The organism is Nitrosomonas sp. TNE100 (assembly GCF_055387135.1).
The window spans coordinates 12,582-37,100 of sequence record NZ_AP040998.1; the positions used below are offsets into that span (position 1 = coordinate 12,582).

18 protein-coding genes, 3 pseudogenes and 1 other annotated feature are annotated in these 24,519 nt (G+C 47.1%); of the genes and pseudogenes, 8 read left to right on the plus strand and 13 right to left on the minus strand.

Translation table 11 applies throughout. The features are described from left to right. Positions 1-543 precede the first annotated feature (543 nt). Complete coding sequence (locus tag ACZ5EJ_RS11980; protein WP_464557864.1) at positions 544-1,320, plus strand: PEP-CTERM sorting domain-containing protein; 777 nt, start codon at positions 544-546, stop codon at positions 1,318-1,320. Positions 1,321-1,480: 160 nt separating this feature from the next. On the opposite strand, the pseudogene ACZ5EJ_RS11985 reads toward ACZ5EJ_RS11980, so the two are convergent. Then, positions 1,481-1,931, minus strand: a pseudogene (locus tag ACZ5EJ_RS11985) (recombinase family protein); the annotation flags it as partial. 446 nt (positions 1,932-2,377) lie between these two features. Then, a complete protein-coding gene (locus ACZ5EJ_RS11990) occupies positions 2,378-2,536 on the minus strand; it encodes a hypothetical protein (protein WP_464557934.1) in 159 nt (52 codons plus the stop codon). Here ACZ5EJ_RS11990 and ACZ5EJ_RS11995 point away from each other — a divergent pair. Next, a pseudogene (locus ACZ5EJ_RS11995) lies at positions 2,535-3,764 on the plus strand (IS3 family transposase). The gene ACZ5EJ_RS11990 and the pseudogene ACZ5EJ_RS11995 overlap by 2 nt on opposite strands. Next, positions 2,813-2,929, plus strand: a sequence feature (AL1L pseudoknot). (Overlaps the previous pseudogene by 117 nt.) Before the next feature lie 116 nt (positions 3,765-3,880). On the opposite strand, the gene ACZ5EJ_RS12000 reads toward ACZ5EJ_RS11995, so the two are convergent. Next, a complete protein-coding gene (locus ACZ5EJ_RS12000; RefSeq protein WP_464557865.1) occupies positions 3,881-5,620 on the minus strand; it encodes a di-heme-cytochrome C peroxidase in 1,740 nt (579 codons plus the stop codon). Positions 5,621-6,111: 491 nt separating this feature from the next. On the opposite strand from ACZ5EJ_RS12000, the gene ACZ5EJ_RS12005 reads away from it, so the two are divergent. Both ACZ5EJ_RS12005 and ACZ5EJ_RS12010 read left to right on the plus strand, forming a co-directional pair. After that, the gene (locus ACZ5EJ_RS12005; protein ID WP_464557867.1) at positions 6,112-6,363 is read left to right on the plus strand and encodes a hypothetical protein; all 252 of its coding nucleotides are present in this window, start codon (positions 6,112-6,114) and stop codon (positions 6,361-6,363) included. 117 nt (positions 6,364-6,480) lie between these two features. Then, positions 6,481-6,777: a hypothetical protein gene (locus tag ACZ5EJ_RS12010; RefSeq protein WP_464557869.1), complete on the plus strand. Its 297-nt coding sequence runs from the start codon at positions 6,481-6,483 to the stop codon at positions 6,775-6,777. A 54-nt stretch (positions 6,778-6,831) separates the two neighbouring features. Here ACZ5EJ_RS12010 and ACZ5EJ_RS12015 read toward each other — a convergent pair whose 3' ends face one another. Continuing rightward, complete coding sequence (locus ACZ5EJ_RS12015) at positions 6,832-7,623, minus strand: hypothetical protein (protein WP_464557871.1); 792 nt, start codon at positions 7,621-7,623, stop codon at positions 6,832-6,834. Between the two features lie 58 nt (positions 7,624-7,681). Here ACZ5EJ_RS12015 and ACZ5EJ_RS12020 point away from each other — a divergent pair, with 58 nt between their 5' ends. Further along, on the plus strand, positions 7,682-7,909 hold the full coding sequence (locus ACZ5EJ_RS12020) for an AbrB/MazE/SpoVT family DNA-binding domain-containing protein (RefSeq protein ID WP_011630643.1): 228 nt from the start codon (positions 7,682-7,684) through the stop codon (positions 7,907-7,909). Continuing rightward, on the plus strand, positions 7,906-8,295 hold the full coding sequence (locus ACZ5EJ_RS12025; RefSeq protein ID WP_464557873.1) for a type II toxin-antitoxin system death-on-curing family toxin: 390 nt from the start codon (positions 7,906-7,908) through the stop codon (positions 8,293-8,295). The genes ACZ5EJ_RS12020 and ACZ5EJ_RS12025 overlap by 4 nt, the downstream gene beginning before the upstream one ends. Before the next feature lie 74 nt (positions 8,296-8,369). Here the strand turns inward: ACZ5EJ_RS12025 and ACZ5EJ_RS12030 are convergent, their stop codons facing one another. Further along, positions 8,370-13,457, minus strand: coding sequence for a DEAD/DEAH box helicase (locus ACZ5EJ_RS12030; RefSeq protein ID WP_464557875.1), 5,088 nt, complete (start codon positions 13,455-13,457; stop codon positions 8,370-8,372). Positions 13,458-13,703: 246 nt separating this feature from the next. Then, a complete protein-coding gene (locus ACZ5EJ_RS12035) occupies positions 13,704-14,336 on the minus strand; it encodes an SOS response-associated peptidase (RefSeq protein ID WP_464557877.1) in 633 nt (210 codons plus the stop codon). Positions 14,337-14,404: 68 nt separating this feature from the next. Here ACZ5EJ_RS12035 and ACZ5EJ_RS12040 point away from each other — a divergent pair, with 68 nt between their 5' ends. After that, complete coding sequence (locus ACZ5EJ_RS12040; protein WP_464557879.1) at positions 14,405-14,695, plus strand: LexA family protein; 291 nt, start codon at positions 14,405-14,407, stop codon at positions 14,693-14,695. A 538-nt stretch (positions 14,696-15,233) separates the two neighbouring features. Here ACZ5EJ_RS12040 and ACZ5EJ_RS12045 read toward each other — a convergent pair. The 7 genes and pseudogenes from ACZ5EJ_RS12045 to ACZ5EJ_RS12075 form a co-directional block, all read right to left on the minus strand. Beyond that, positions 15,234-16,019, minus strand: coding sequence for a hypothetical protein (locus ACZ5EJ_RS12045; RefSeq protein ID WP_464557881.1), 786 nt, complete (start codon positions 16,017-16,019; stop codon positions 15,234-15,236). Between the two features lie 170 nt (positions 16,020-16,189). Then, positions 16,190-17,317, minus strand: coding sequence for a DUF3696 domain-containing protein (locus tag ACZ5EJ_RS12050; RefSeq protein WP_464557883.1), 1,128 nt, complete (start codon positions 17,315-17,317; stop codon positions 16,190-16,192). Further along, entirely contained in the window at positions 17,301-18,386 is a 1,086-nt protein-coding gene (locus ACZ5EJ_RS12055) for a DUF262 domain-containing protein (protein ID WP_464557885.1), read from the minus strand. The genes ACZ5EJ_RS12050 and ACZ5EJ_RS12055 overlap by 17 nt, the downstream gene beginning before the upstream one ends. A 146-nt stretch (positions 18,387-18,532) precedes the next feature. Continuing rightward, positions 18,533-21,052 (minus strand): DEAD/DEAH box helicase family protein, encoded by a 2,520-nt coding sequence (locus tag ACZ5EJ_RS12060; RefSeq protein ID WP_464557887.1) that lies wholly within the window; start codon positions 21,050-21,052, stop codon positions 18,533-18,535. A gap of 90 nt (positions 21,053-21,142) precedes the next feature. Beyond that, positions 21,143-21,286, minus strand: a pseudogene (locus ACZ5EJ_RS12065) (recombinase family protein); the annotation flags it as partial. 317 nt (positions 21,287-21,603) lie between these two features. Beyond that, positions 21,604-21,963, minus strand: coding sequence for a hypothetical protein (locus tag ACZ5EJ_RS12070; protein ID WP_464557889.1), 360 nt, complete (start codon positions 21,961-21,963; stop codon positions 21,604-21,606). A 230-nt stretch (positions 21,964-22,193) separates the two neighbouring features. Continuing rightward, positions 22,194-22,754 carry a recombinase family protein gene (locus tag ACZ5EJ_RS12075; RefSeq protein WP_464557891.1) on the minus strand — a complete coding sequence of 187 codons (561 nt, stop codon included), beginning with the start codon at positions 22,752-22,754 and terminating at the stop codon, positions 22,194-22,196. 241 nt (positions 22,755-22,995) lie between these two features. Between ACZ5EJ_RS12075 and ACZ5EJ_RS12080 the strand changes: the two genes are divergently transcribed. After that, positions 22,996-24,266 (plus strand): IS3 family transposase gene (locus ACZ5EJ_RS12080; protein ID WP_464557893.1). Its coding sequence is split into 2 segments (ribosomal slippage): positions 22,996-23,278 and positions 23,278-24,266, totalling 1,272 coding nucleotides; the frame shifts between segments, so codons are not numbered across the junction. The last annotated feature ends 253 nt before the right edge of the window (positions 24,267-24,519 follow it).

Below are 24,519 nucleotides of genomic sequence, written 5' to 3' on the forward strand. Positions count from 1 at the left end.
GCGTTTGAGCATGGGGATCAAAGCCTTGGTACCAAACATAAAGTACGGTTTAACCTGAATCTTACCCACAGAATTTGTGGATAAGTGTATTGGGTGAATTACGGCCTCGAGAGCCATACTGTAAGGTAGGCTGAAAAAAGTGGAGTCCAACGTTTCACAAAATATCAGAAATGGAGGATGAAAATGGAACGGGGCTCTTTCTTCAGTGCGGCAACGATCCGATTGCCAGTGTCGGCTCAATTCTGCTCTACGTGCCGGCGCCAAGTGAACGGCACGTAGCAAAAAGTACACCTGCCGACCGGAAAGCTGATTCACCAACAATCTTCGGCCAGTGCCGACAGTTTAGGTTGTGCCTGCGTGCCATGCGGCTACTACAGTGGAAAAATGTTACGGGGGGAAGCAATTTAGTGAATGTCGGTAAACCTTACATTCTGTGATCGTTTCTTTGGTTGTCGTTGATTAATCCATTACACACAATGCAGTTTCATAGTTGGCATCTTCTTTGCTTTGAAATTACTTATATTATTTTTTTGCGGAGAGCATATGAAGACGGCAAGGCAATGGGCAGTGGGTTTGATGGTGGCGGCGGGACTAACAAGCGGCGCGGCTCATGCGGTGCCTGTGACGGTGCAGATGCAGGGCACGTGGAATGTTCAGTACGAGTATCTTGGCGACGGGGCGAACGTGGTTCCGGTCACGGTACCAAGTTCATTCGCCGCTACCCTTGTCTTTGACATTGACGATATCAGCGCTTGGTATAACGATCAGGGCCGGTCGTACCTCACGGAGTTCGGAACTCCCACGATAACGTCGGACGTGTCCAGCTACGGGCCAAGCAATCCTTTCGGGCCGTCGAATCCAAGTACCTTCACGATGCTGTCGAGGCATGACTATTCAGTCGCACCCGCTGCCCCGGCACCATTCCAGAATTACCAGTTCATCAACAGGGACTACGTGAGAGTAGTGAGAGTAGATGATCAGACACGGACGCAGAACTGGAGCTACGGGCTGGAGTTCCACTCGAGGAATGAGAACATAACGCTCGATGACCTCAAGCTTTCGTCGGTAGCCGAGTTCATGTCGATACTCGAGCGGGCGAGGGACAGCTCAGCATCCTTCTACACAAGCTTCTGGAAGTACACATTCGAGACATCATCCGTCTACGGCCTACCAGTTACGTACATCGGAGGCATTGGTTTGAGCGGATCAGCGCGAATAGTCAGCGTCTCGGCTGTTCCGGAGCCATCGTCCATCGTCTTGTTCCTTATCGGGCTAGCGCCACTAGCATGCCGCTACAGGGCACGGCGCATTTGTCGTTGAGCCCGCAGGAGGCGCGAGATTCGCCACGTCACGACTGAATTGACCGGGGTTTGAACTGACCCCCAGGGTTGTGTCCAACTTCTGGGGGTCAGTTCAATTTCGAGGAGGCTCCAATTTTAGAGAGAATGGAGCCATGAGCAATCAAATATAGATAAATATGTCAATCCACCATTTTCAGATAGTGATACAGTGTCTCGCGGCTGGCAACCAAAGTTGCGGGCGATCAGTGCTTTTTGTTCCCCTGTCATGACTCTTCGCTTTAATTCTATAATCTGCTCACTATTCAGTTTCAGTGACCTCTTGCGTCCCCGGTAGGCCCCGCGCTGTTTGGCAGGTGTAATGCCTTCCCGCTGCCGCTCGCGGATCAGGGCACGTTCAAACTCCGCAAAAGATCCCATGACCGACAGCATCAGATTGGCCATCGACGAATCTTCACCAGTAAAGATCAATCGTTCTTTGACAAACTCAACCTGAATACCTCGCCCGGTAAGATCTTGTACCAGCTTGCGCAAATTATCCAGGTTGCGTGCCAGACGATTCATACTATGGACGACTGTATCGTCTTCACGTACAAAGTCTAGCAACATATCAAGTTGTGGTCGCTGGGTATCTGTAATAACCTGCATTTAAAACTGGATCAACCAGCATTCAGCAAGATTTTGAGCCAGCAATAACTGCATCTATCCACCCCTGCAAACCAGAGATAACTGCAAATGAACCTGCAATTATCGTCCTCGACCTGCATTTGATCTATTTGAACCAGGAATGTAAGATTCTGGCTGAACCTTACCCACAGAATTTGTGGATAAGTTTTAGGTGAATTACGGCCTCAAGAGCCATACTGTAAAGATTACTCTCTTCAGTTGCAGTTATTTCGAGCCAAAATGGCGTTAAATGCAAGCCCGGCTGATTTCAAATGCGAGCCGTTACAGCTAAGCCCTGCGTAAACGACCACAACTCCACTGACGGGCAATCTCCACTAAGCTCATCAGAGCTAGTTTTTACTGGATACCACTAAATGCAGTTTGTCCGCCACGGCCCTGACATTCCCGAACGCCTATTGCAGGCGCACGAAGACGGGCGTGTAGTGTTCTTCTGCGGCGCGGGCATTTCCTACCCCGCACGGCTGCCCGGCTTTTCCGGTCTGGTGGACAAGCTCTATCATGAACCGCCCCGGGTTTTGAGGAGGCTCCACTATCTGAGAAGATGGAGCCATGAACAAATCAAATAAATATTCCCCTGAAGTAAGAGCGCGCGCAGTCCGTCTGGTGCAGGAACACCGCAGTGAGTATCCCTCGCTGTGGTCGACGATTGAATCCATTGCGCCGAAGATCGGCTGTTCAGCCCACACATTGCTTGAATGGGTGCGCAAACACGAGACTGATACCGGCTTGCGAGACGGTGTGACCAGCGAAGAGCGCGACCGCATCAAAGCCCTGGAACGCGAAGTAAAGGAATTGCGCAAGGCGAATGAGATTCTGAAGCTGGCCAGTGCTTTTTTCGCTCAGGCGGAGCTCGACCGCAAACTCAAATCCAGGGATCGTTCATCGACCAGTACCGCGACGCCCATGGGGTCGAGCCGATCTGCAAGGTTTTGCAGGTCGCCCCATCAGGGTATCGGCGATATTTCGCGCAGCAGCGTAATCCGGCTTTGCGCAGTGCCCGCGTCCTGCGTGATGATGAACTGCTGCCGCAAATACAGCGGGTCTGGCAGACCAACATGCAGGTCTATGGTGCCGACAAGGTCTGGCGTCAGCTTAAGCGTGAAGATGTCCAGGTGGCACGCTGTACGGTCGAACGGCTCATGAAACGGTTAGGGCTGAAAGGCGCCAGGCGTGGCAAGATTGTGCGCACCACAGTTCCGGACAAGGCGCTGCCGTGACCACTGGATCGGGTTAACCGGCAATTCAAGGCAGATCGTCCGAACCAGTTGTGGGTGTCAGACTTCACCTATGTCTCGACCTGGCAAGGCTGGCTGTATGTGGCTTTCGTCATCGATGTATTTGCCCGGCGCATTGTGGGCTGGCAGGTGAGCAGCTCCATGCGCACGGACTTTGTGCTGGATGCCCTGGAACAAGCGCTGTATGCCCGGCAACCGGGGCGGATGGATGGCCTTGGTACACCATAGCGACAGAGGCTCGCAATATGTCTCCATTCGCTATATCGAGCGACTCGCCGAAGCCGGAATAGAACCCTCGGTCGGCAGCAAGGGCGACAGCTACGACAACGCGCTGGCAGAAACCATCAATGGGCTGTACAAAACAGAATTGATTCACAAGCGCGCCCCCTGGAAAACCAGGGAGGCCGTGGAGCTGGCAACGCTGGAATGGGTAGCCTGGTTCAACAACCAGCGGCTGCTGGAACCAATCGGTTACATCCCTCCCGCAGAAGCTGAGGTAAACTACTATAGGCAATTCGCCAGGAAAGCCATTCCGGTGGCTTGACTTTAACCAAACAGCCTCCTCAAAACCCGGGGCGGTTCAAACACAGATCCAGGCAAGCTCACTACCGACACAGACAACACTCTCACTCCTGAGTGAAAATATATACGGCTGTAGCATTAGAGCGTCTTGAGGTACTCAAGCAAAGCCTTTTTCTCATCTGGGGAAAGTGTCGTGCCGAATTCATGACCGCACCGGCTGTTCCCGGAATTCCGGTCACTGCAATCCGTAGTCTGCAATGTGTAGTCAAACCGAGTTTGCTCCGCCGCAATTCCAATATTGACAATATCATAGGCTGGACCAACCTTGAACGAACTGACTCGCTCAGCAGCTGGCTTTAACAATTCCACCAGTGTTGGTACAGATCCATTATGAAGGTAGGGTGCAGCGGCCCAAATTCCTTCAAGAACTCTTGATTCATATGGATAAGTTGGCTCTTGAGATTCTTTAGATACTGGTGGCGCAATGAATGCATCACGGAGAGCCTCCGTTTCTGGTGGAAATAGTGACATGGAATCATCCGCCTGTACTGCCTGTGCCTTATCCTTACTCTTCATCAGAACGGGAACGTAATGTTGGAGAATGGTACCGAGAACAGCGGTACTCAGAACGTTGAAGGCGGTATCAACCGGCTTGAGTGGAGCAGCAATCAGTGGGATTTTTGCACCTTCAAGCACACCCGTTTTTACAGTACGACTGAGAATTTCATATTCCTTTGAATCTGTGCCGACATCCAGAATCGGGGTTTTCCACGTTTTTTGCTTATAAAACCTGGTTTCACCGGGTGTGATGCCATGGCAATCAGTACAACCGCCTTCTTCAGTTTTGCGTTCATAAATTGTTTTGCCTTTACTGGCAAGGGCTTGATCTATCTTCCATGGCCATTTAGGAGGGCCTATTTTTTTGACCAGATCCTCCAGCGCGATTAATCCCTGGAAATTGGCCGAGTTATTGGCCAGGTAGTCAATCCCGAGTAAATGACTCGCATCCTTTTTCGGATGAAAAATACCAAATACGCCGAAAACCTCTCCAATATTGCGGGAAAGTCCCAGTATGCTGTTGCCATTACTGGAAAAACCAGGCCATTGTGTTCTGTCCTGAATCGCGGCATTCCATAGAAATGGATAGCGTACTGGTGCAGTAGCTGGCTGAATGTTTTCGGGAATCATGTAGGTAGGTGCAGGGCCAATATCTAACCCGGCGAGCCGATTGAAGATCATTGATACGGCATCGAGTCTTGCAGGTCCCCAGGGTTGTTCAGGAAGTGCACGTTTTACCAACGTATGGTAGGGTAGATGCCAGGCTTCCACTCCCTTACGCAACTTTTCCTTATCTTTCGAAGTAAATGAGGTACCCAGTACGGCATGGGCAAAGTCAGTGAATGCCTGCTGATCCGTTAAGATCGTATTTACTGCAATATCGAGATCAGCAAGAAAGCTCTGGAAATCAATGATTCCGGGTCCTCCGTCGATTCGATATGAAGTACCGTCAACCTCGATCTGGCGCGTATGACAGGCGGAGCAACTCATGCCGATTTCCTGCCCGTTTTTCCCACTGGTTACGGTAAATCCAACCGGTAACCCGGCAGGTCGACTTGCTTCGTTGGGCAAATAACCATAGCGACTAAGGCTAGCATCCATGAATGGTTTGCCGTTGGGTTGCTTTAAGGCAGCTATCCATCGAAGCGGTATGAGCTGGGATCCCTGATCCCGGCTGTAGAAATCGTTTCTGGTAGAAGTTGTCCATTCTGTGCCCTGATCGACGATGACCGGTTCTGCAGCAGGTGAAATTGTGGGTAATAGCAAGGCACATACTGATGCGATACTGCCAATTCGGGATATAAATCCGATTTTCAACATTTACTCTCTCCTTGAAGAATGAATCAGAACGTAGTTCGCAGCATCCTTGACAGTTCTGGCCATGCAGAATTGGCGGGGAATGAATGTTTTTCAGGCTAACGTTACCAACCCTGTACAGGGATAGTAGGAAGTTATAAGTAGGCTTGGGTTAATGCCCGAAATTTATTTTGTCCCCATCCCAAGTTTAGGATGGATGCTAAAACAGTATAAGATCCGTCAAATGGGCACGGTAAATGGATAAGGCCGACTTTCTCACGTTGTTTGATGATTTAGGATTTAATGGAAGAGTGATATATCGTAAATCTATATTTTAACTGAACGTCATATGACAGGTTGTGCCAGTCGCACACGGTCTGCATGAAGGGGTAAACCCTGTAGGGGATAGAAGCGTGCCTTGTAGTAGTACAGATTGAGCGAACCGAGGAACTGCTGGCCGGTGTAGCGGAAACGGATACTGGTCGTGGTATTGGTTCACCAAATGGGCCATAGCTGTGGATAGCGGTACTGTTGGCGGTACCGATAACACTGCCCAGCTGATCCTGGTACAGCCAGGTCTTGGCAGTGGTAGTCGTGCCTTCATACCACACCAGCGGTTCATCAATGCCTGGGCCATGCACATAGCGACGCAGGAGTGTGCCGCCACTGTTGTATTCAGCCACCAGATCCACCCCATCGTAGGTGAGATCGGTAACAGTGCCAGCCAGGGTGGTTTGTCGCAGCCGGCCGGCACCCTCATAAGCTAGGCTGTTGCTTGAGCCGGTTTTATTGGCACTGATCAGCTGATTATCAAGATCGTAGCTATAAGTACATACGCCGTCATCGAGTAGGTGAGGGAGTTAGAGAATTTTTGATTTAAATATATGCATGTAATAAGTGATCCGGTTTGGGGCGATATGATTGCTATCTTGCGCCAGTGGCAACTCCCACTGCCTACGGCGCTTGTCCTTGGCCTACTCACATTCTCGTTAGGTTTTCCCTCCCCAAAAGAACTGGTTGCTGCCACTACGGTGGGTATTGTTGCAAGTGGAGCGCTAATCCTTCTAGCCGCTGTTGTTAGTATTGGCTGGTTTCTCATCGTGGCATTCTTTCTCGTCGTACCATTGTCTGGATCTTTGTTTAACCGGTTGATGCTACACGGTGTGATTGACAACAGCTAAATCCGGAAACCCAAAAAAAGGAACCGAAAGCACGAATAAGGTAAAACTCCCAATTCAAAATTTTTGGTTACATTCCCACAAAATTACGTTATCAACTACGCCCTTCACAGTCTCATAATCATAGGCATTTAGCAGTGAAATTAAACTATCATTGATCAGTTTTGTTGCCTCTTCTGATACAAAAGATATTAGGCGTTTGTCGGCATGACAGTTTTTATCTGTCCAGACCTGCGGATAGGTTTTAACTTTACGTTTTCGTTCTACAAGAACTTCAGCAACAAAAGGAGATGGATCTTCACGACTCCAGTCAACACGTCTGAGGGTATGAAGATTACCCAACAACGCCAATATAGGCGTCCCTTCTGTCTGGTTTTCAAGAACCATTGCCATCCACTCATCACGTGGACTGCTTGTTTTTAAATCAGCATCTATAGCAAGCAATTTCAGGCATTTACCACTTCTTTTCATTTCGGCCAGATCATGAATCATTACCCGATAGGCTGGATGATCAATCATTGGCGGGATAGCGACACTGGATACATTTGCTTTTCCCTCAAATACCTGGTCAAGAATCGTTTGCTGGCTGCTGGCTATTTCGAGAGCAACAATCAGACATTTTCTCTGTTGCAGATATTTATCAATAATGGTTTTGAAAAGCTGGATAGATTCTGGCCGTTTATGATCTTCACCAATGATCGTTATGGTGCCCTGCTCTATTTCACTCGTAATCAGACTTTGTACTTCGCTTGGTATTGCTACCTGCGGCAGAAACAAGGCAGATAACAACCACCCATAGAAAATCTTTTTAAGGCTTGTAAAGTTCATCAAGATTTTTGAATTTTTCAAACTGAAATTAATTTTTGTTATTATATGTTATTACATTAGTTATAACTTTAGGGGTGACATGATTGAATTGAAAGTCAGAAAATTTGGTAATTCTCTTGGTGTTGTTTTGCCAAAAGAAGTGGTTAATCACTTACGTACCGGGGATGGGCAGCGATTATTCTTAACCGAGGCATCTGATGGAAGGTATCTTATTACGCCATACGATCCTTCATTTGGTGAAAAAATGGCAAAGGTAGAAGATATATGTAACCGATACCGTAATACACTGCGTGCATTGGCGAAGTGACAGCACCTGTCTGGATAACTGAGCAGGATGCACTTGCCATCCATGAGCGCTTAATTTCTCTGCATGGTGGTGCATCGGGCATTCGCGATAGGAATCTTCTGAAATCAGCACTTGCAAGACCACTCAATTTTTTTGCCTACGATCAGCAACCTGATATTTTCCTCTTGGCCGCTACTTACACAGGTGGGATTCTGCAAAATCATCCTTTTGTGGATGGGAACAAACGGACAGGATTTGTAATTGGTGTGCTATTCCTCGAACTCAATGGCTACAGGTTTACCGCCAGTGAGGAAGATTCAACACAGGCTGTATTGTCCCTTGCTGAAGGTTCTCTTGATGAGCCTGGGTTCAGGTTGTTCATTGGAGATAATTCAATTGCACCGTAACTGAGATGAAAAACAACATCAGAAACAATAAATTAAACGAGGAATTTTATCACCGGGGTTTACATAAAAGAGAGTCAGCGACCTGTTGCGAAACGCTTCTCCTGTAACAGGGAAGATTGATCGGCGACAGCTTGAGTAGTCAACTTCGGCAGCTTGTTAACAATCGCCTGGGTTTCAAGGCTGACAGTAATAACACGCAGAAAGAGTTCAAGCGGATATCTGGCGTTGTCCATCGTTTCTATTGCCCAGTCGTTGGCATCATTCGTAATCCCGCTGGCCTTATCAGTTTTAACACCCTGACGCTCCATCACCCATTCAAGTGCAGGTTTGCCGTTGACCACATAGTCATAAGCTTCTTCCGGGATATTTTCAATGATAATGCCTGTGTTGTAGATAACAGTGGTTTTGTCATCAACATTCCTGCCTGTTTCAGGCTCTTTCTTCTTGCCAAATTTCATGTTGGTAACGTAAAAATCTGTATCTTCTCCACCAGGAATCTTTTGCTCAGTCACCTTTAAGTATTTCAGGCTCCCAGAAAGGCGTACACCTGTGTACAGAGGAATGGTTTCATAGTTCAGGTGCAAGTGTGCCAGCTCACGGCCAGCCTGTGCAAAAGCGGCAAAGTCTTCATGGGTTTTTACACGGGGGATACGTGGCAATTGCTTGCTGAGGTTGTCGGCATAGCGTTCGCGGTAGTCTTCACTGTGCAGCGAACCATAAATGTAATAAAAAATATCTTCCTTGCTGATACTGGCCTGCGGATAAGTGGACTGGAAATGTGTCAATCCTGCATCAGTGATGGCATCACGGCGCTGGTATTCTGATTCTTCTGCCTGCCCGAACAGACTGGTATTCTTTGGTGTTTTTTCGTAGAGGTAAAGCGGAAAACACTGACCTTTTGAAATCATCTCAAGATCAGGGATGACATTTGTTATCAGAACAGAAAATTCTTTGGTTGCCCCTCTTCCAGTGACGGAAATCACCAGGTTTTCGTTGTCTTTGGTGGGGAAGATTTGAGGCATTTGATACTGACGTTGATTAAAGCTTTTATCAAAATACAGATTGGCTTTAGTAAATGGACGATATTTCCCAACTCTTAAAAAAGAAGAGTCATAAGCATGTGTTTTTTTATTGAATAAGTCTTTTTTGAGTAGGTCAGTCCAACTTATCTTTAAGGAATCCGCACTAACTAACTGATCAAAATTGTCGGTATTGACTATAACATCCTCAACAGATTTCAATTGTTTGTTATAAAAATCAATCATTCTATTCATGTTTTTATCAATTGATTTCAAAGAGTAATTGTAAACCCAAGCATCACGATTCGTCGCAACACCAAGAGAATAATTCTCAAATACTACTGCGGATGTTTTATCTGTCTTATCTCCCAAACCGATGTAAGTATCAAAGTTCGGATCACGTTGATTCAACCAGTCACCAAATTGATCTGGTACGATCTGTTGCCAGCACTTCTGTTTAGTAATACCGTTGATACTCTCGAAACCTGTAATAACTTCCAGCTTCTGTTCACGGGTCAGGTAGTCACCTATATCGTGAAAGTAGATATTGCCTCGCACCTTGGCCTCGGGATTTTTAACCAGGATGGAAATGGCAATCGGAGCACGGCTACCAGAACCGAAGATTTTTCCACCTTCTTTACGTGATCGTTCGCCGGATGTGCGTTGATTGCCACGTAAATGGAAAATATACAAATTACTGAATTCTTCCACCAGACATTTACGCAAGCCATCCATAGAATTGCTATCAATAAAACTGGCATTGGTGACAAAGCCAATCACCCCACGGTTATCTATGCGATTAGACGACCAGCAAATAGCGCGGATATAACTATCGTATAGGTTCTTTTGAAGCGTTGCCGTGGATTGAATAGCATAAGTCTCAGCTATACGTTTATCGAGCTCTGGATAAGCTATATTTTTGTTTCCATCATTTTCACTTTTCTGTCCTGCTGAATAAGGTGGATTGCCTAGAATCACACGGATATTCAGATTTTGCTGCCGTTTTCTACGGTGGCTGTTTTTTTCCAATGGTTTATCGAGTTGATCTTCTTTTTCTGCCATCTGGACTGCCATCTGAAAGGTGTCGGTTAAGCAGATGCCTTTAAATGGCTGATATACAATAGCCGGCTTTTCAGTAGTCAGCGCATCATCCTGCTCGCCGTGGAGGTTGCCGACCAGCATGCCGTGATAGGTGGCTTCAATATTGATGGCAGCAATGTAGTAGGCCAGCAGTACAATTTCATTGGCGTGGATCTCGTGCTGGTATTTGTAGGGTAATTTTTCTTCTGGAATGATCCCGCTTTGCAGAAGGCGGGTAATGAACGTTCCCGTCCCTGTAAACGGATCCAGAATATGAACATTTTCATCAGCCATGCTGGAGTTGAATTCTGTTTTCAGCACGTGTTCAACCGAATGGAGGATAAAATCCACTACCTCTACCGGCGTGTAGACGATTCCCAGCCGTTCGGTCATTCTGGGAAAAGCATTGCGGAAAAATTTATCGTACAACTCCACTACGATGCGCTGCTTGCCTTCAGCACTATTTACATCCCTGGCACGCATTTTGACGGATTCATAAAAATCTTCCAGCGTATCCCGCTCTTTGTCCAGGTGGTGTTCCTGTAACTGATTTAGCACCTGCTGCATCGCCTGTGACATGGGATTGTGTCGAGCAAAACTGTATTGTTCAAACAGGGCATCAAATACCGGCTGAGTGATCAGATGCTGTGCCAGCATTTCGATGATTTCTTCATCGCTGATACTGTTATTGAGATCATCGCGCAGCTCTTTGGCAAAGGCTTGAAAGGCAGCAATTTCCGTGGTGTGGGAGGTGTCCTCCAGAATGGCCTTGATGCGATCAATGTGGGTGTTGGCAATTCTGGCAATATCATTGGCCCAGTCTTCCCAATGATGCCGATTGCCACATTTTTTGACGATTTTGGCATAGAGCGCGCGTTCAATTTCACCCACCTCGAAAATAAATTCGCCTTGAATCTGAGGTATTGAGGCAGGTGTACCAATTGCTGAACCAATCCTGGCTTTTCTGGCAGCACGCTGTGTTTTATCCTGCTTTCTTGCCCTTGCCCTTGGTATAACGTTGTCAGCTACTGCCACCACTTCCATTTTGGTGGGCATGCTGCCATTGAATTCCAGCTTATTGATCATGGCATCAAAGCGATCGTCATGCGCTCTGAGTGCGTTTAACACTTGCCAGACTACTCTGTAGGTTTCGTTGTTGTTCAGGGCTTCTGCCGGTTCTACCCCAGCAGGAATGACAACTGGCAAGATTACGTAGCCCAGTTGTTTCCCAGGTGCTAGGCGCATGACACGGCCAACTGATTGCACAACATCTATTTGAGAAGAGCGGGGTGTCAGAAACAACACCGCATCCAGCGAAGGCACATCTACCCCTTCGGACAGGCAGCGCACGTTGGAGAGAATGCGGCAGGTGTTGTCATCTGTTTCTGCCTTCAGCCATTCCAGACGGCTTTCCTTTTCATTGGCGTTCATGCTGCCATCTACGTGCTGCGCTTCACACTTCATGGACAGGGCAGGATCCAGCACGGCATTAGGATCTTGTTCCTGCAAGGCTTTCTTTTCTGCTTTCTGGTACTGGCTCACCACTGCACCAAACATTTCTGAAATCAGCTTCGAGCTGACTTTGTGTTTGTTGCCTCTGTATTCCTGTTCAATAATCTGGCAAAAGGCCACCGCACTTTTCATGGGCCGAGCAAGTAGCTCATTGCCTGCAAACAGTCCTTGCTTGGATAGCGCTTTCCAGCAACCCACGATCTTGGCCGCATCATCCACTTTTAACGAATTACCCTGATTGCTTAACAGGCCCTGCAAGCGGCGATTGATGTGGCTTTCTTCGATAGCCAGCACAATTACTTTGTAATCCACCAGCAACTTACGTGAGACCGCTTCAGAAAAGGTGACGATGTAGAGTTCTTTACCGTACAGTGCTTCGTCATCCATCGAGCATAAGGTAACGTTCTCAGTCTGCTTGGCGGCATCACCGTAAATACGCGGGGTGGCTGTCATATACAGCCGTTTATTCCCCTGGATGTAACGGTTGTCATGGATTCTGACGAAGGGGGATTCTTCTTCTCCGTCAAACGTGGCACCGGTGGTACGGTGCGCTTCATCACAGATAATCAGATCAAAGGCAGGCAGGGCTTGCCCTTCTGCCCGTTGTGCTTCATGGATGACGCCAATGGAGTGATAGGTGGAGAACACGACCGTCATGGCGTCAACTGAATGGTACGCAACCATCTGCTTGCGCAAAGAGGCAGCGTCAGTGGTAGCAGGATATTGCAGCTCACTGATACCGGTGATGATCCGATCGTCGTCCTTGTTGTGTTTCTTGCCAATATCGCTGTCGGAGCATACCGAAAAACTCTTCAGGGGAATTGTAGATTCCTGAGTCCACTCAGTCAGAGCCTGTGATAGCAGAGCAAGGCTGGGCACAAGAAACAGCACCCGTTTTCCCGCACCAGCCATCTCTTCGGCAATTTTGAGAGAAGTAAAGGTTTTACCGGTGCCACAGGCCATGATCATCTTGCCACGATCAGCACGGTGCAAACCTTCTACAACGCGATTTAAGGCTATATTCTGGTGATCCCGTAGTTGCTTTTGAGGCTTGAGTACGGGACTGGCATCTTCATGGTACCGTGACCAGTCGATAACACTGTTTTCCAGATTCAGTCGGCCAATTACGGATACCGGGGGATTCTGGAATTCCAGTGAATCTCGCGCATTGTCTGACCAGTTATCCGTGGTGGTAACAATAATGCGATTGCTGAAACAGGTTTTGCCCGATGCAGTAAAGAAACTGTCGATATCTGATTTCTTGATGCAGTAGTCCGGTGCATAGTTCTTGCACTGGATCGCGTGAAAATTGCCATCTTTGGTGATCGCTATCAGATCAATGCCAGTATCAATTCTTCTTTCAATACCTGCTTGTGCACCGTAGCGTGTAACCCAATCCGCGTAGAACAACACTTCATCGTAGAAAGATCTATAAAACGCTTCCGTGGAAAAATATTGGATCATCAGTTTTTCAAAACTGGTGCCCTGGTCGCGTACTGTCGGAGTTAACTCACGAATGTGAGCCAACACCGCTTGTAATGGAGTGGTCATATCCCTGCCTTATTAAATGGAGACTGATGGAGATGGCGTGAAACGTGGGCCGTTTACATGCTAAAGTCCGATAAATACAGGGATATAACGAATAAATAGGGGACGTTCTTGAAGCCGAGGAAAGCGGTATAACCGGCCTATTTCTGCGATGGAGAGCCGCTGGAAGGGTTAATATTCTGTTCAGGAAGTAGTGGATTCAGCACCCATACGCAGTACTGAATTCAAGGAAAGGCGTACACCAGAAAGTTATGGGTGGGTGGTCAACCTGTCGGTTGGATATTGACGTAAATACGTCGTGGCGTCATGGTTGAATGACGTCAACCAGTCTTTGTAGGATGCTTTTGGCAGAATCACTACCATGCGCTTTTCAGCACCGGGTTTGTGAAACTGGTTCATGACTGGATGATCGTCTGCGTTAATGGTCAGCATGGTAAAGGAATACAGTCTCCCTTTTCCCCAGGTAGACCATAGCCCTGCTATCCCCATTGGTTCTCCATCTTTTCTGATGATACGAGTGGGAATGGATTTGCCGCTACGCCAATCAGGTTCATAAATTGCTTCAGCAGGAATAATACAGCGTTGACCTTTATGCCAGGCATCTCTGAAGCTAGGTTTCTCGGCAACGGTCTCTGACCGGGCGTTGAATGTTCTGCGACCGAATTCTGTATCTTTAGCCCAGTGTGGAATTAAGCCGAATTGGCCAGGTAATGCTAGAAAATCAGGAATAGCTTCGTCTCTTGATTCGGATTCACCCGGATGGATGATGAAGGTACTGGTGTACGTCGGCCAGACATCAAAGCGAATATCCAGGGGAAGTTGCGTACCAAAATAGCGCAACAGGCGTTCAGGTTCTCGTACAGATTCGTAGTGACTGCACATGGTCGTACCTTTCTGTAAAAAGAATTAGAATAAAGAACAGTTTAACTCGCCAGAAAACGAACTTGCCTATGTTGGTACTGAAATATAGCCAACCTGTTCCTGTACAGGTCGGTGAACCTGTTTATATTCCGCTTTATTCTGGAGTACGTGCTGGCTTTCCAAGCCCGGCAGATGATTTTTTACTCAAACGCATCGATCTGTCTGATGAGCTGATCAAGCATCCGGAAGCAACGTTTCTGATGCGAATAAAAGGCCACTCCATGACAATGGCTGGAATTGATGACGGTGACATTGTGGTGGTAGATAAAGCTGTAAAACCGGAGCATGGCAAGATCGTGATCGACTTAAACAGGTTTTAATTTTCTTTCTCGTGATTCTGGCTTGTTAGTAAAAGCAGGTTGTAATTGTTGCCGCTGCTATGTGACAAATCATAGATTCATAAACCCATGAATGTTAAAGAAAATTCAGGGAAGTGGCGGCTGGTGACACAACTGTTGGATCTACCCCATGTTAGTGGCAGCCCCTAAAGTTCAAAGTCCGTCCGTATTACTAATGGTGTAGCCTGCCCGGTCGGGGGGGTGTGATTTCACGTCTTAAGGGGTGGTGGTGGCAAATCCAGGAGAAATCCTAAGCAATTTATATATTGCGAATAGCCTGTGCGCCTTGTGTGTCAACGCTGTGCGTTGTCCACATGGCGCGCAGGGAGCAGAGCAACCGCACAAAGGAAGGCAATCAAAGTAAGAACCCGACGATCTTTCCCAGCGGAATTGCTTATTGAATGCAAGCTCATTTGCAGATAATATGAGGATGAATGCCCCGTCATTTGCAACTACTGTGAGCCAAAAACGGTGTCGAATGCGAGCACAGTCATTTTGAAACGCGAGCCGCTACACTAAACTATTGTTTAGTGATCTTCGGACCAATATAAACCACATATAACGGCTCAGTTACACTTATTGGCCAAGAAAAATGAATACGAAGCTGATGAGTTTTTATTTTTCCATGCCATGGACAGAACAAAGTTTCTGTATCCGCATTAGGATTCTTAAAGGTCAAATCAACTTTAAATTTATTTTTTTCACTATTTGATGAGTCTGTAAACCAAGCCTTATTTCCAGTGAAATGCTCTTGATAAATGCGCTGCCCTTCAGCAGTCCTTTGCTCGTGTGCATCAAAACAAGTTTTGAATTTATCCAAAGTTTCCAGCAATTCAATAATTCGTTTTGCTGCACTATTAATGAAAGGATGACCTTTCAATGGTTCAAAACTATTAGAAAAAAAAATTAAATTGGTACAACGATCCCGCATAACGGACGCCAATTTTTCCCATGATTGAATCGGTGGAGATAAGTCGCGTAAAGCAGCTTCAATTGTATTGATTTCCCAATGGTTGGTAACATCAATCCTAGTACCATTATCTTTGGGGTCTTTGTGAAAAATAACGTTGATTGGCGTAAATATCCAATCAGATGGATGTAAACTAACTAACTGAGATTTGCTGCCGTTAAAACAACGATAAGCAGCCTCACCTAAAGTCTTATCTGTGACTATTTGATCCTGGTATTCCAAATAATCATCGGAAGCATGGTGAAGTTCGTCCTCCCAAAAGGGTCCATGCTGAGTCAGCCATCCCATTATTGACCGACGTTCATTTGAGTCAAATTTCTGAATGGCTTGTTGCATAGTCATCTGATATGTAATCTTTGCCTGTGTAACGTTACGATGGCAATATAATTCACATCCAAAATCCTTGATTTTTTTTCGTATACTCATTATGGAACGAATAGCATTCTGAAAGTCAGTAATGCTTTGAAATTGTCCATGCAGGGACATGTCATTTAGCATTAGATGCATTAATCCCACCCAGCAAAGAAATTCATGTCTTTATCAAACTGATCAAAGAATCCATCAGGCCATGAATCAATATTTCCGTTTGAATCCATTTGAGGACTAACTACCTGAGCCATTTCAGCAGAAGATGGTCTGAAAAAATGAACGACAACCTGTTCTGGCTGAATTCGACAAGCTTTCATGGATCGACGAATACCATTAAGCACATGGTCACTGTGCGTTTCAACTATAACCTGCACCCCTGCGCGAGCAACTTCGGCTAAAAACCATCCTATTAATGCCTGTCCGGCTGGATGAAGATGTACTTCCGGGTTTTCAATCATCAGTATGTCTTCTTTGGCGGCAGATAAAGCAGCAATCACGATAGGTAAAACTTGGGTAAGACCAAAACCAACATTAATGGGTCGATGGAAATCTGTCGCATCGGAAGTACGCAATCCCAACGTAACGGCATTTACCTTTGGAACTTGCTGTACTTCTAACCCACATCCAGGAAAGAACTTTCGCATCCATGCTTCGACTTGGTAAAGTCTTTTATTTATTACATCAGGAATAACCAGCTCATCTAAAACCGGTTCATCACGTCCCCAGTGCAATACACTGACCGCGTGTTCGCCTGCAGGACCTACAACAGATGCGATCTGACGATCCTCAAGCGTATATACTTCGCGAGGTCCAATACGTTCTGCGGTTATATAGGTAAGGTTTTTAAGGCGATTAGCGAATGAGGTATCGATTGTGGGTGGCAGTAAATAGCGTAATGCTTCTGGTCGCTCATTTACTTCCTGATCGACAATTACACGCTGAACTTTCATAGAAAGTTCGGCGCGATCTCCAGTGAATTCCCAGGAGTACGTTTTTTCACTGTCGACAATCGAAATTTCAAAACTTTTCCTACCATGAACTTTATCTACAACATCCAATACAGTGCCTAACTTCATAGATTTGCCGTTTAACATCAATCGTTCAGACCACTCGTGTTCTCGCATGGTTTGATGTAGTAAAACTAATGCTTGCAATACAGATGATTTGCCTGATGCGTTAGTCCCAGTCAGAAGCGTGAGGTGTCGTAGAGGTAAGCGAAGTAATTCAAAACATTTAAAGTATTGAAGATCAAGACGAGTGAGCACCAAATACCTCCATGAACATTTTGCGGGTCTCTTCGAATCGATATTTGACTCGATCGGGACTGTTTGGACCATAAGTGATTGAGTCCACGAATTTATTCTCTCTAATTAAAGAATAAAAACGGGATTTAAGTTTTTCTGCGTGATTATCAACTTGATTTTGAGAATATGGAGCTAAACCAGTAACCATAACGTCCCATAGAGAAGCATTTAAAACACCTCTTCTGTCCTGTCCCGGTTCATGTTTTCGGAAAGCATGATCACCAAACAGTATGTGATTGTTTTGTAAAGAATTCTGGAACTCATTAGAGAGATCAATTAATGAAGCGTCATCAAAAGAATTCATTTCTTTTAATGCTATTGCTAGCCATTCGTCCATGCCATCTTTATAGTTTTCAAAAGGTAATAATCTAAAGGCACAAAACCTATTAACGAACTCTCTGTCACGCATGGTTTGAGTTTTAAGACTACCTCCTGTTGCTTGCTTGAAGATATCTGTTGAGGATTCATCTTTAAGAAATTTCGTCGCTTTTCCGTTGTACAGACAATTCCGCATTTGTTGTCGAGTCAAAGGCATCCCGCCATTGACTCGTTCGAATATATCCAACCTAGCCCGTTCTGGTACTTTCGCATCAATGATATAAAGTATTAAGTTACAGTCTTCTAAACGATTTTTAAGTTTAGGAGATAGATCCTCAAAATATTTATTATTAAGTTCAAGTTGATTAGGAAGCTTTAATTTAAGTTCGTTATTCACAAATCTATTAAAAGTCGATAGTCTTTGTAGTCCATCGACAACAATCATTTTGCCTTGGTCATCTTCTCCTAAATAGAACACAGGTAATGGAATCCGCATTAGTACAGATTCGATTAGTTTGCTCTGCTTATCATCCCCCCATATAAAATCACGTTGAAAGTCAGGGTCCATAATAAAGGCTCCCGCTTTAATACGACGAAGTACATCATGAACAGTACGTGTCTCATTCCTAATTAATAATGTATCAATTGGGTAATCACCCAAAGATCCATCTTCATCTTTGCCAAGGCCCTCTACTTCAGTATCAATGTTCATTCGATTCTCGATTGCGGAATTTGTCATAAAAATTAATTGTCGTTTTCAGGAGGCGACTGCACGAAATATCAGAAGACGATTGCACTGTAAGTCTGCACACAGAAGTCACTGAAAATGTTGTGCGGAGACTAGGTTCACCTGTGCGGCTATTTGATATCTTTTAGCTTTTTCGTCGATTGCGTCAGCAGCGATGACACCGACAAGCCATGAGCGTCCACGAGCTTCTGAATCTGGGTCGCCGAGATATCCTTGAAATTGAATGCCTCGAAGGACTTGAAAAACTCTCGCAACCGCTTGATAAATCGCCTAAGTTCAGTTTCCCGCATCGCCTCCACTTCGTGAGTGAACGATGCTGCGCTGGCTACTGTGTTGGCGGGGTGAACAATGATGCGCTTGACCTTCATGCCAGCATAGTATTTGTCGAACCAGGCGCTTGAGCGATTCATCTGCTCAGCTTCGCGCTTGTTGATTTCGGAGCGATTGACGTCAACTTCACTTTTACATTCCCAGAGAATGTACTGCATGTCGTCCAACGCCCACAGGTTGTCCGGTCCCTCCTTCCATTCCTTATCCGGTCGCTCCCCGGCAAACCCGATGGCCCGGCTGATCTCATCCAGTGCCTGTTCAAACTTGTCTGCCTTAGTGCCAAATACCAAACGCCCCAAGATGTCAGACAGCGCGATGTCGAGTTGTTCATAGCTCTCAAACCTGCTGATCCAAGCTGTGATTCGTTCGATCCGCCCTTGGCTGACCATGGTCAACTTAGCAACGGTCACACCGTCGGATGGCTTTAACAGCAGCCGATTGTCTTTGTGTGCAGCGATCTGAAGCCTCTGAGATTCAGGACGATTGGCACGGTACTGATAGCGCGCCATCTCCTGCAAATACCAACCTTTGTCTTGCCCATCAACCAGCATCTTGTCCAAGAGCTTTTGAAGGGATTCGGCCGCAGTAGCGTAGTCTCCATCACGGTATGCCTGCTCAGCCGCGAGTTCTGCTGCATACGCGCGAAGAACGCGCTCATTGGCCCTCGATGGTTTAACCTTAGCCATCTGCTCGACGTAGAACGCTTTCCAATCCTCGTCACGCTGAAGGCACTGGCGAACCAGGCCAGTGAAAGCGTTGGCAGGCGTTTCGCCTACCTCGATATCTTGTTTCGCCATCTCCGCAATCTCAAGGCCAATCTCAATTTGCCGCGACATCTGAGAGGAGAGGAATTTTCGGGACTCCCGATCTCGAACCAACCGCGTAATGTCAGAGCCGACGATGATGACCACCGAATAATCCTTCTCGCCGCGTACGCTACGCCCCATTCCTTGCTCCACTGTGCGTACGGTGCGCATCAATGTGGTCACACTATCCGGACGGCATGCTTCCTCATACATGTCGATCAGGCTCTCGGAATATGGCTTACCATCGAAGATCAACATACGGCAGGTGTCGTCGGGCAGATCAATGCCGTCGTAGCGATTGACCAAGACTACCGCCTTTTCAAAATCGCCCTTGCGAAGGTTATTGATAACATCGCCCACCGACTCTTTATCTGCTACAACCGCGCCGTAGAACTCCCAGTCTTTAACCCTCGCGAACGCGGTCACAAGCGTAACAATGCCATGCCGACGCTTTGGATTCGGTACGGCATAACCTTTGACGATACGCTCACGGCCCAATTCCTCGTGGATTAGCGACGGAAGCAGCACCATCTTTTCACCCGACCAGCTTTCCTTCGAATAGGTCAACGGGTGAATGATGGTCTCGGGCTTGAGCTGCAAGCCCTTGATGAGGAAAGCATCATCAGTTACCGTCGCCGACATGAAGATGCGATGTGACGCATCCGCATAGCTGCCGAAGGCAGTCAGCGGTGGAATGTGGGGCTCAATTTCAATCGCTACGCCAGATACCACGCACTGGCAATGCCCAAGAATGTTCTTTAGAAGCGGCCATGCGAACTTGATCGATTTGCGTTCGGTGCCGCCGGACAGAGTTTTGGCAACTTCGGCTTCCCGTTCGATCCACGCCCAATACGGCACTGGAAGCAAGGCATCACGTTTGTCGTTATTGATGTCCGCGAATGTGCCCAGACCCTGCTGTTCCAGATCGTCGGCAAACAGTGCCTTCAAAGCGTCGTACGCGGGATCCTCTTTGGGAATGCGGATCCGGCATGCCTCACGGATCGTATCGGCACAAGCATGTGCGTCGTCCATCAGCAGCGTGCCAACCCGGATCGATTTTCGGTTCAAGCCGAATTTCGTCAGTCCGTTGAATAGTTTTTGCACCGAGGTGATCAGAATCCTGTCGCCGTTCACAAAGTCATCTGGCAATTCAGGATCAGCCTGACAGGTAGCAATGCCGAACTGCTTGGCCTGCTCGATCGTTTGAGCAATCAAGAAATTGTCTGGGCACAAATAGAGTGCAGGTCCTTTCCCACTGTTTAACTGTGCCTGCAACATGAGCAATCCGATCAACGTCTTCCCTTGACCAGTGTGCAGTTTGACGATCACGTCCCGGTCTTCGCGATGGCTGGAAAACCAGTTCTGCAGAACGGCCAACTGAGCCGGGCGCAATGGCCCCTTGTCATGGGCACGATCCAGAGTGTCATAGAGTTTGACTGGATCGGTCGGACGCTCCGCTTTCTTCCCTGCCAGTCGTTTCTTGAAGTCAACCAATTCCGTCTCCCATCATTTACGTTACTATTTTTGAACAAGGGGCTGAGTTATGAGCCATTCGCCCCCAAACTCAATTGCGAGCCAGCAATGGCCAGGACGGTCCTCGCGTTTACCGGATGCCTGATCTTCGTAGAGATGCGCCCAATCAATACGGACAGCGGACAGCGCGTCGCGCTGCAAATCCGTTGCCTGGGAACCGTCCACCTTCGACACTCGCATGTAGCCAATCAGCATGTTGCACCTGTCACATATACATCCGATTACGTGACACATTGCACCGATGTCATTTTCAGAAAACGATTGCACCAGTTGATTGGGCGTAACGGCTGTTGTGCAGATGACTCTTGATAGCCCGATATCAGGAGCCATCTGCACCAATCTTGACTATGCTTGATACTCGTGTGCACCAAAGTGAGAGTGTGGACATGGCAGTATTTATTTGTAATAACCTGCATTTAAAACTGACCCAACCAGCATTTAGCGTTTTTTTCAGCCAGAAATAACTGCGAATGACAGAACATCCATGTTAGATTGTTAATCTCGAGTGGGTTTTAGAAGATCCGCCTCGCAACGATATCCTTGCTCTTTTCACAAACAGAACACTTCTTGTATCCAGGGGTCATGCTGATGTCTCTGTTTAGGTTAGTAGCGACCCAGTCAACAGTACAGATAACCCGATTGGTATCTAGAATGACGCCCCGGACAATTCCAAGATGCATGATTCGTATGCCCGTTTGACCTCTGCCTTTCATACGTTTGATGGCAATGCTATCTCCCTCCTTGATCTCCTCAGACCGTTTGGGTTGATGCCCTTCTTCCCAGCCGTGCATCCAGATGCCCTCTTTGACGAAGCGTTGATCTTGATGATCCGCTCCACTCCAACTAGCACCAACTACCCAATAATTCGCCATATCCCCTTATGGTGACTAACGTAATATATAAGATATTTTGTTCAAAAATCCATACTATAGACGATACTCTGATTATGTTTCTTGAGGTGGAGGAAAAAGATCAATAACTTTTGGGGCTGGCCTAGACAGCAGATAAAAGCTATGCAGGTTATGTCAGTACATATTCAAAATATAGATGAATAACCTGCATTCAACGCGATTCAGACGTACAATCAATGTGGCGTGGCTTTTCAATCTACTGTTTTCAGATATTGGTATAATGTTTCACGACTGATACCAAAGTTGCGGGCAATTAACGTTTTTTGTTCCCCTGCCATAACTCTTCGCTTTAATTCTGTAACCTGCTCACTATTCAGTGACCTCTTGCGTCCCCGGTAGACTCCACGTTGTTTGGCAAGTGTAATGCCTTCCCGCTGCCGCTCGCGGATCAGGGCACGTTCAAACTCCGCAAAAGACCCCATCACCGACAACATCAGGTTGGCCATCGGTGAATCCTCACCAGTAAAGATCAATCGTTCTTTGACAAACTCAACCTGGATACCTCGCCCGGTAAGATCTTGTACCAGCTTGCGCAAATTATCCAGGTTACGTGCCAGACGATCCATACTATGGACGACGACTGTATCGTCTTCACGTACAAAATCTAGCAACATATCAAGTTGTGGTCGCTGGGTATCTTTACCCGATGCCTTATCAGTAAATACACGATCTACCTGAATACCTTCCAGTTGTCGTTCCGGATTTTGGTCAAAGCTGCTGACTCGAACGTAACCAATGCGCTTACCTGACAAATTACCTCCAAAAGTACAATGTGTCAGATTGGAATCTATTACCTTTGGCCAGTTGTGTCAATTAATACAGTTTTATACTTTATTCTGACGTTTATACAAAACGATCCTGACATCAAGATAGGGTATAGCTCAAAATGACATTCTGTTAATTATATAGGTCTGTAATGAATGTTTGTCTATAGTGGACCCCAATTTTTGGACAGCAAATTAAGATGGTAACCTGCTGTAAAAGGAGCGGGAGATGAGTGGAACGAAGCGCAAGAATTTTAGTGGCGAGTTCAAGGCCAAGGTAGCACTTGAAGCGGTCCGTGGCATCAAGACGGTTAACGAAATTGGCCAGGAGTTTGGGGTTCATCCGACACAGGTTGGTATGTGGAAGAAGGAGCTGCAAGAGCAGGCATCCAGCCTGTTTGATTCCAAGCGCGGCCCAAAGCCTGCCGACCCGTCAGCTAGCCCGGAGCGCCTGTATTCCGAGATCGGGCGGTTGAAGATGGAACTGGACTGGCTCAAAAAAAAGTCCGGGATCAGCCAGTAGAAAACCGCAAGCAATGGGTCAGCGCCATCGAACCACTGGCGCTGACCCGGCAATGCGAACTGGCGGGAGTTAACCGCTCCACGGTCTATGCGCCGCACATGGCCGCAAAACCGGACGAGCAGGAATTGGCACTGCTGGGACTGATTGACGCCGAATACACACGTCATCCGTTTTACGGCAGCCGCAAGATCAAGCATTATCTGCGTGGTTTAGGTTACAAGATCAACCGCAAGCGCGTACAGAGGTTGATGGGCATACTGGGCCTTGCCGGCATGGCGCCGGGGCCGAATACCAGCCGCCCGCACCCGCAGCACAAAGTTTATCCGTACCTGCTCAGAGGCGTGAATGTGATCCGCCCCAATCAGGTATGGAGTACGGACATCACATACATCCGCTTGGCACGCGGGTTCGTGTACTTGGTGGCCGTGATCGACTGGTACTCGCGTAAAGTGCTGTCGTGGCGGTTATCGAATACGCTGGATAGCGGGTTCTGTGTGGACTGCCTGGGGCAGGCATTGCAGACATATGGAACGCCCGAGATATTCAACACCGATCAGGGCTGCCAGTTCACCAGCGAAGCTTTTACTGGCGTGCTGTTAAAAAAAGAAATCGCCATCAGCATGGACGGGCGTGGCCGGGCACTGGATAACATCTTTGTGGAACGGCTCTGGCGCAGCGTCAAACACGAGGACGTGTATCTGAAAGGTTACATCACGATGCCTGAATTGCTGATAGGTCTGACAGAATACTTTGTGCTTTACAACACAGAAAGACCGCACCAATCGCTGGGCTACGACACGCCAGATCAGGTATACCGTACAGCGAGTGGTGGCGGAGCAAGGATTGTGGACAAATATAGTGAGAAAGAAAAATCTCACACAGAAGTAGAAACAAAAAAAGAAACCGAAAACCGGGGCAGCGCCGTTCCGCTGCATGAAGAAGGTTACCCTCTTAAACTCGATACATTATTGTCTTGACGGAGGGGTCCACTATAGCCGGGCTTGCATTCGACACCGTTTTTGGCTCGAAATAACTGCAACTGAAATAACCAATGGGCTCACATTATCTGCAAATGAGCTTGCATTCATTCATGCTGGCTCGCATTCCATTGCGAGGTGCTCACATTAATTGCATCCTATCGGCAATCCAGCTAGCAACATTTTGTCACTCAGTTCTACTACACGCGTTGGATCTAATATCCAGCCTCGGCACAGGCTTAACGTACTTTAA

Bases quoted from the DNA above. Each gene is read 5' to 3' on its own strand.
- ACZ5EJ_RS11980 (WP_464557864.1), top strand. From the start codon at position 544: ATGAAGACGGCAAGGCAATGGGCAGTGGGTTTGATGGTGGCGGCGGGA.
- ACZ5EJ_RS11990 (WP_464557934.1), bottom strand. From the start codon at position 2,536: ATGGCTCCATCTTCTCAGATAGTGGAGCCTCCTCAAAACCCGGGGCGG.
- ACZ5EJ_RS12000 (WP_464557865.1), bottom strand. From the start codon at position 5,620: ATGTTGAAAATCGGATTTATATCCCGAATTGGCAGTATCGCATCAGTA.
- ACZ5EJ_RS12010 (WP_464557869.1), top strand. From the start codon at position 6,481: ATGCATGTAATAAGTGATCCGGTTTGGGGCGATATGATTGCTATCTTG.
- ACZ5EJ_RS12020 (WP_011630643.1), top strand. From the start codon at position 7,682: ATGATTGAATTGAAAGTCAGAAAATTTGGTAATTCTCTTGGTGTTGTT.
- ACZ5EJ_RS12030 (WP_464557875.1), bottom strand. From the start codon at position 13,457: ATGACCACTCCATTACAAGCGGTGTTGGCTCACATTCGTGAGTTAACT.
- ACZ5EJ_RS12035 (WP_464557877.1), bottom strand. From the start codon at position 14,336: ATGTGCAGTCACTACGAATCTGTACGAGAACCTGAACGCCTGTTGCGC.
- ACZ5EJ_RS12040 (WP_464557879.1), top strand. From the start codon at position 14,405: ATGTTGGTACTGAAATATAGCCAACCTGTTCCTGTACAGGTCGGTGAA.
- ACZ5EJ_RS12045 (WP_464557881.1), bottom strand. From the start codon at position 16,019: ATGCAACAAGCCATTCAGAAATTTGACTCAAATGAACGTCGGTCAATA.
- ACZ5EJ_RS12055 (WP_464557885.1), bottom strand. From the start codon at position 18,386: ATGAACATTGATACTGAAGTAGAGGGCCTTGGCAAAGATGAAGATGGA.
- ACZ5EJ_RS12070 (WP_464557889.1), bottom strand. From the start codon at position 21,963: ATGGCGAATTATTGGGTAGTTGGTGCTAGTTGGAGTGGAGCGGATCAT.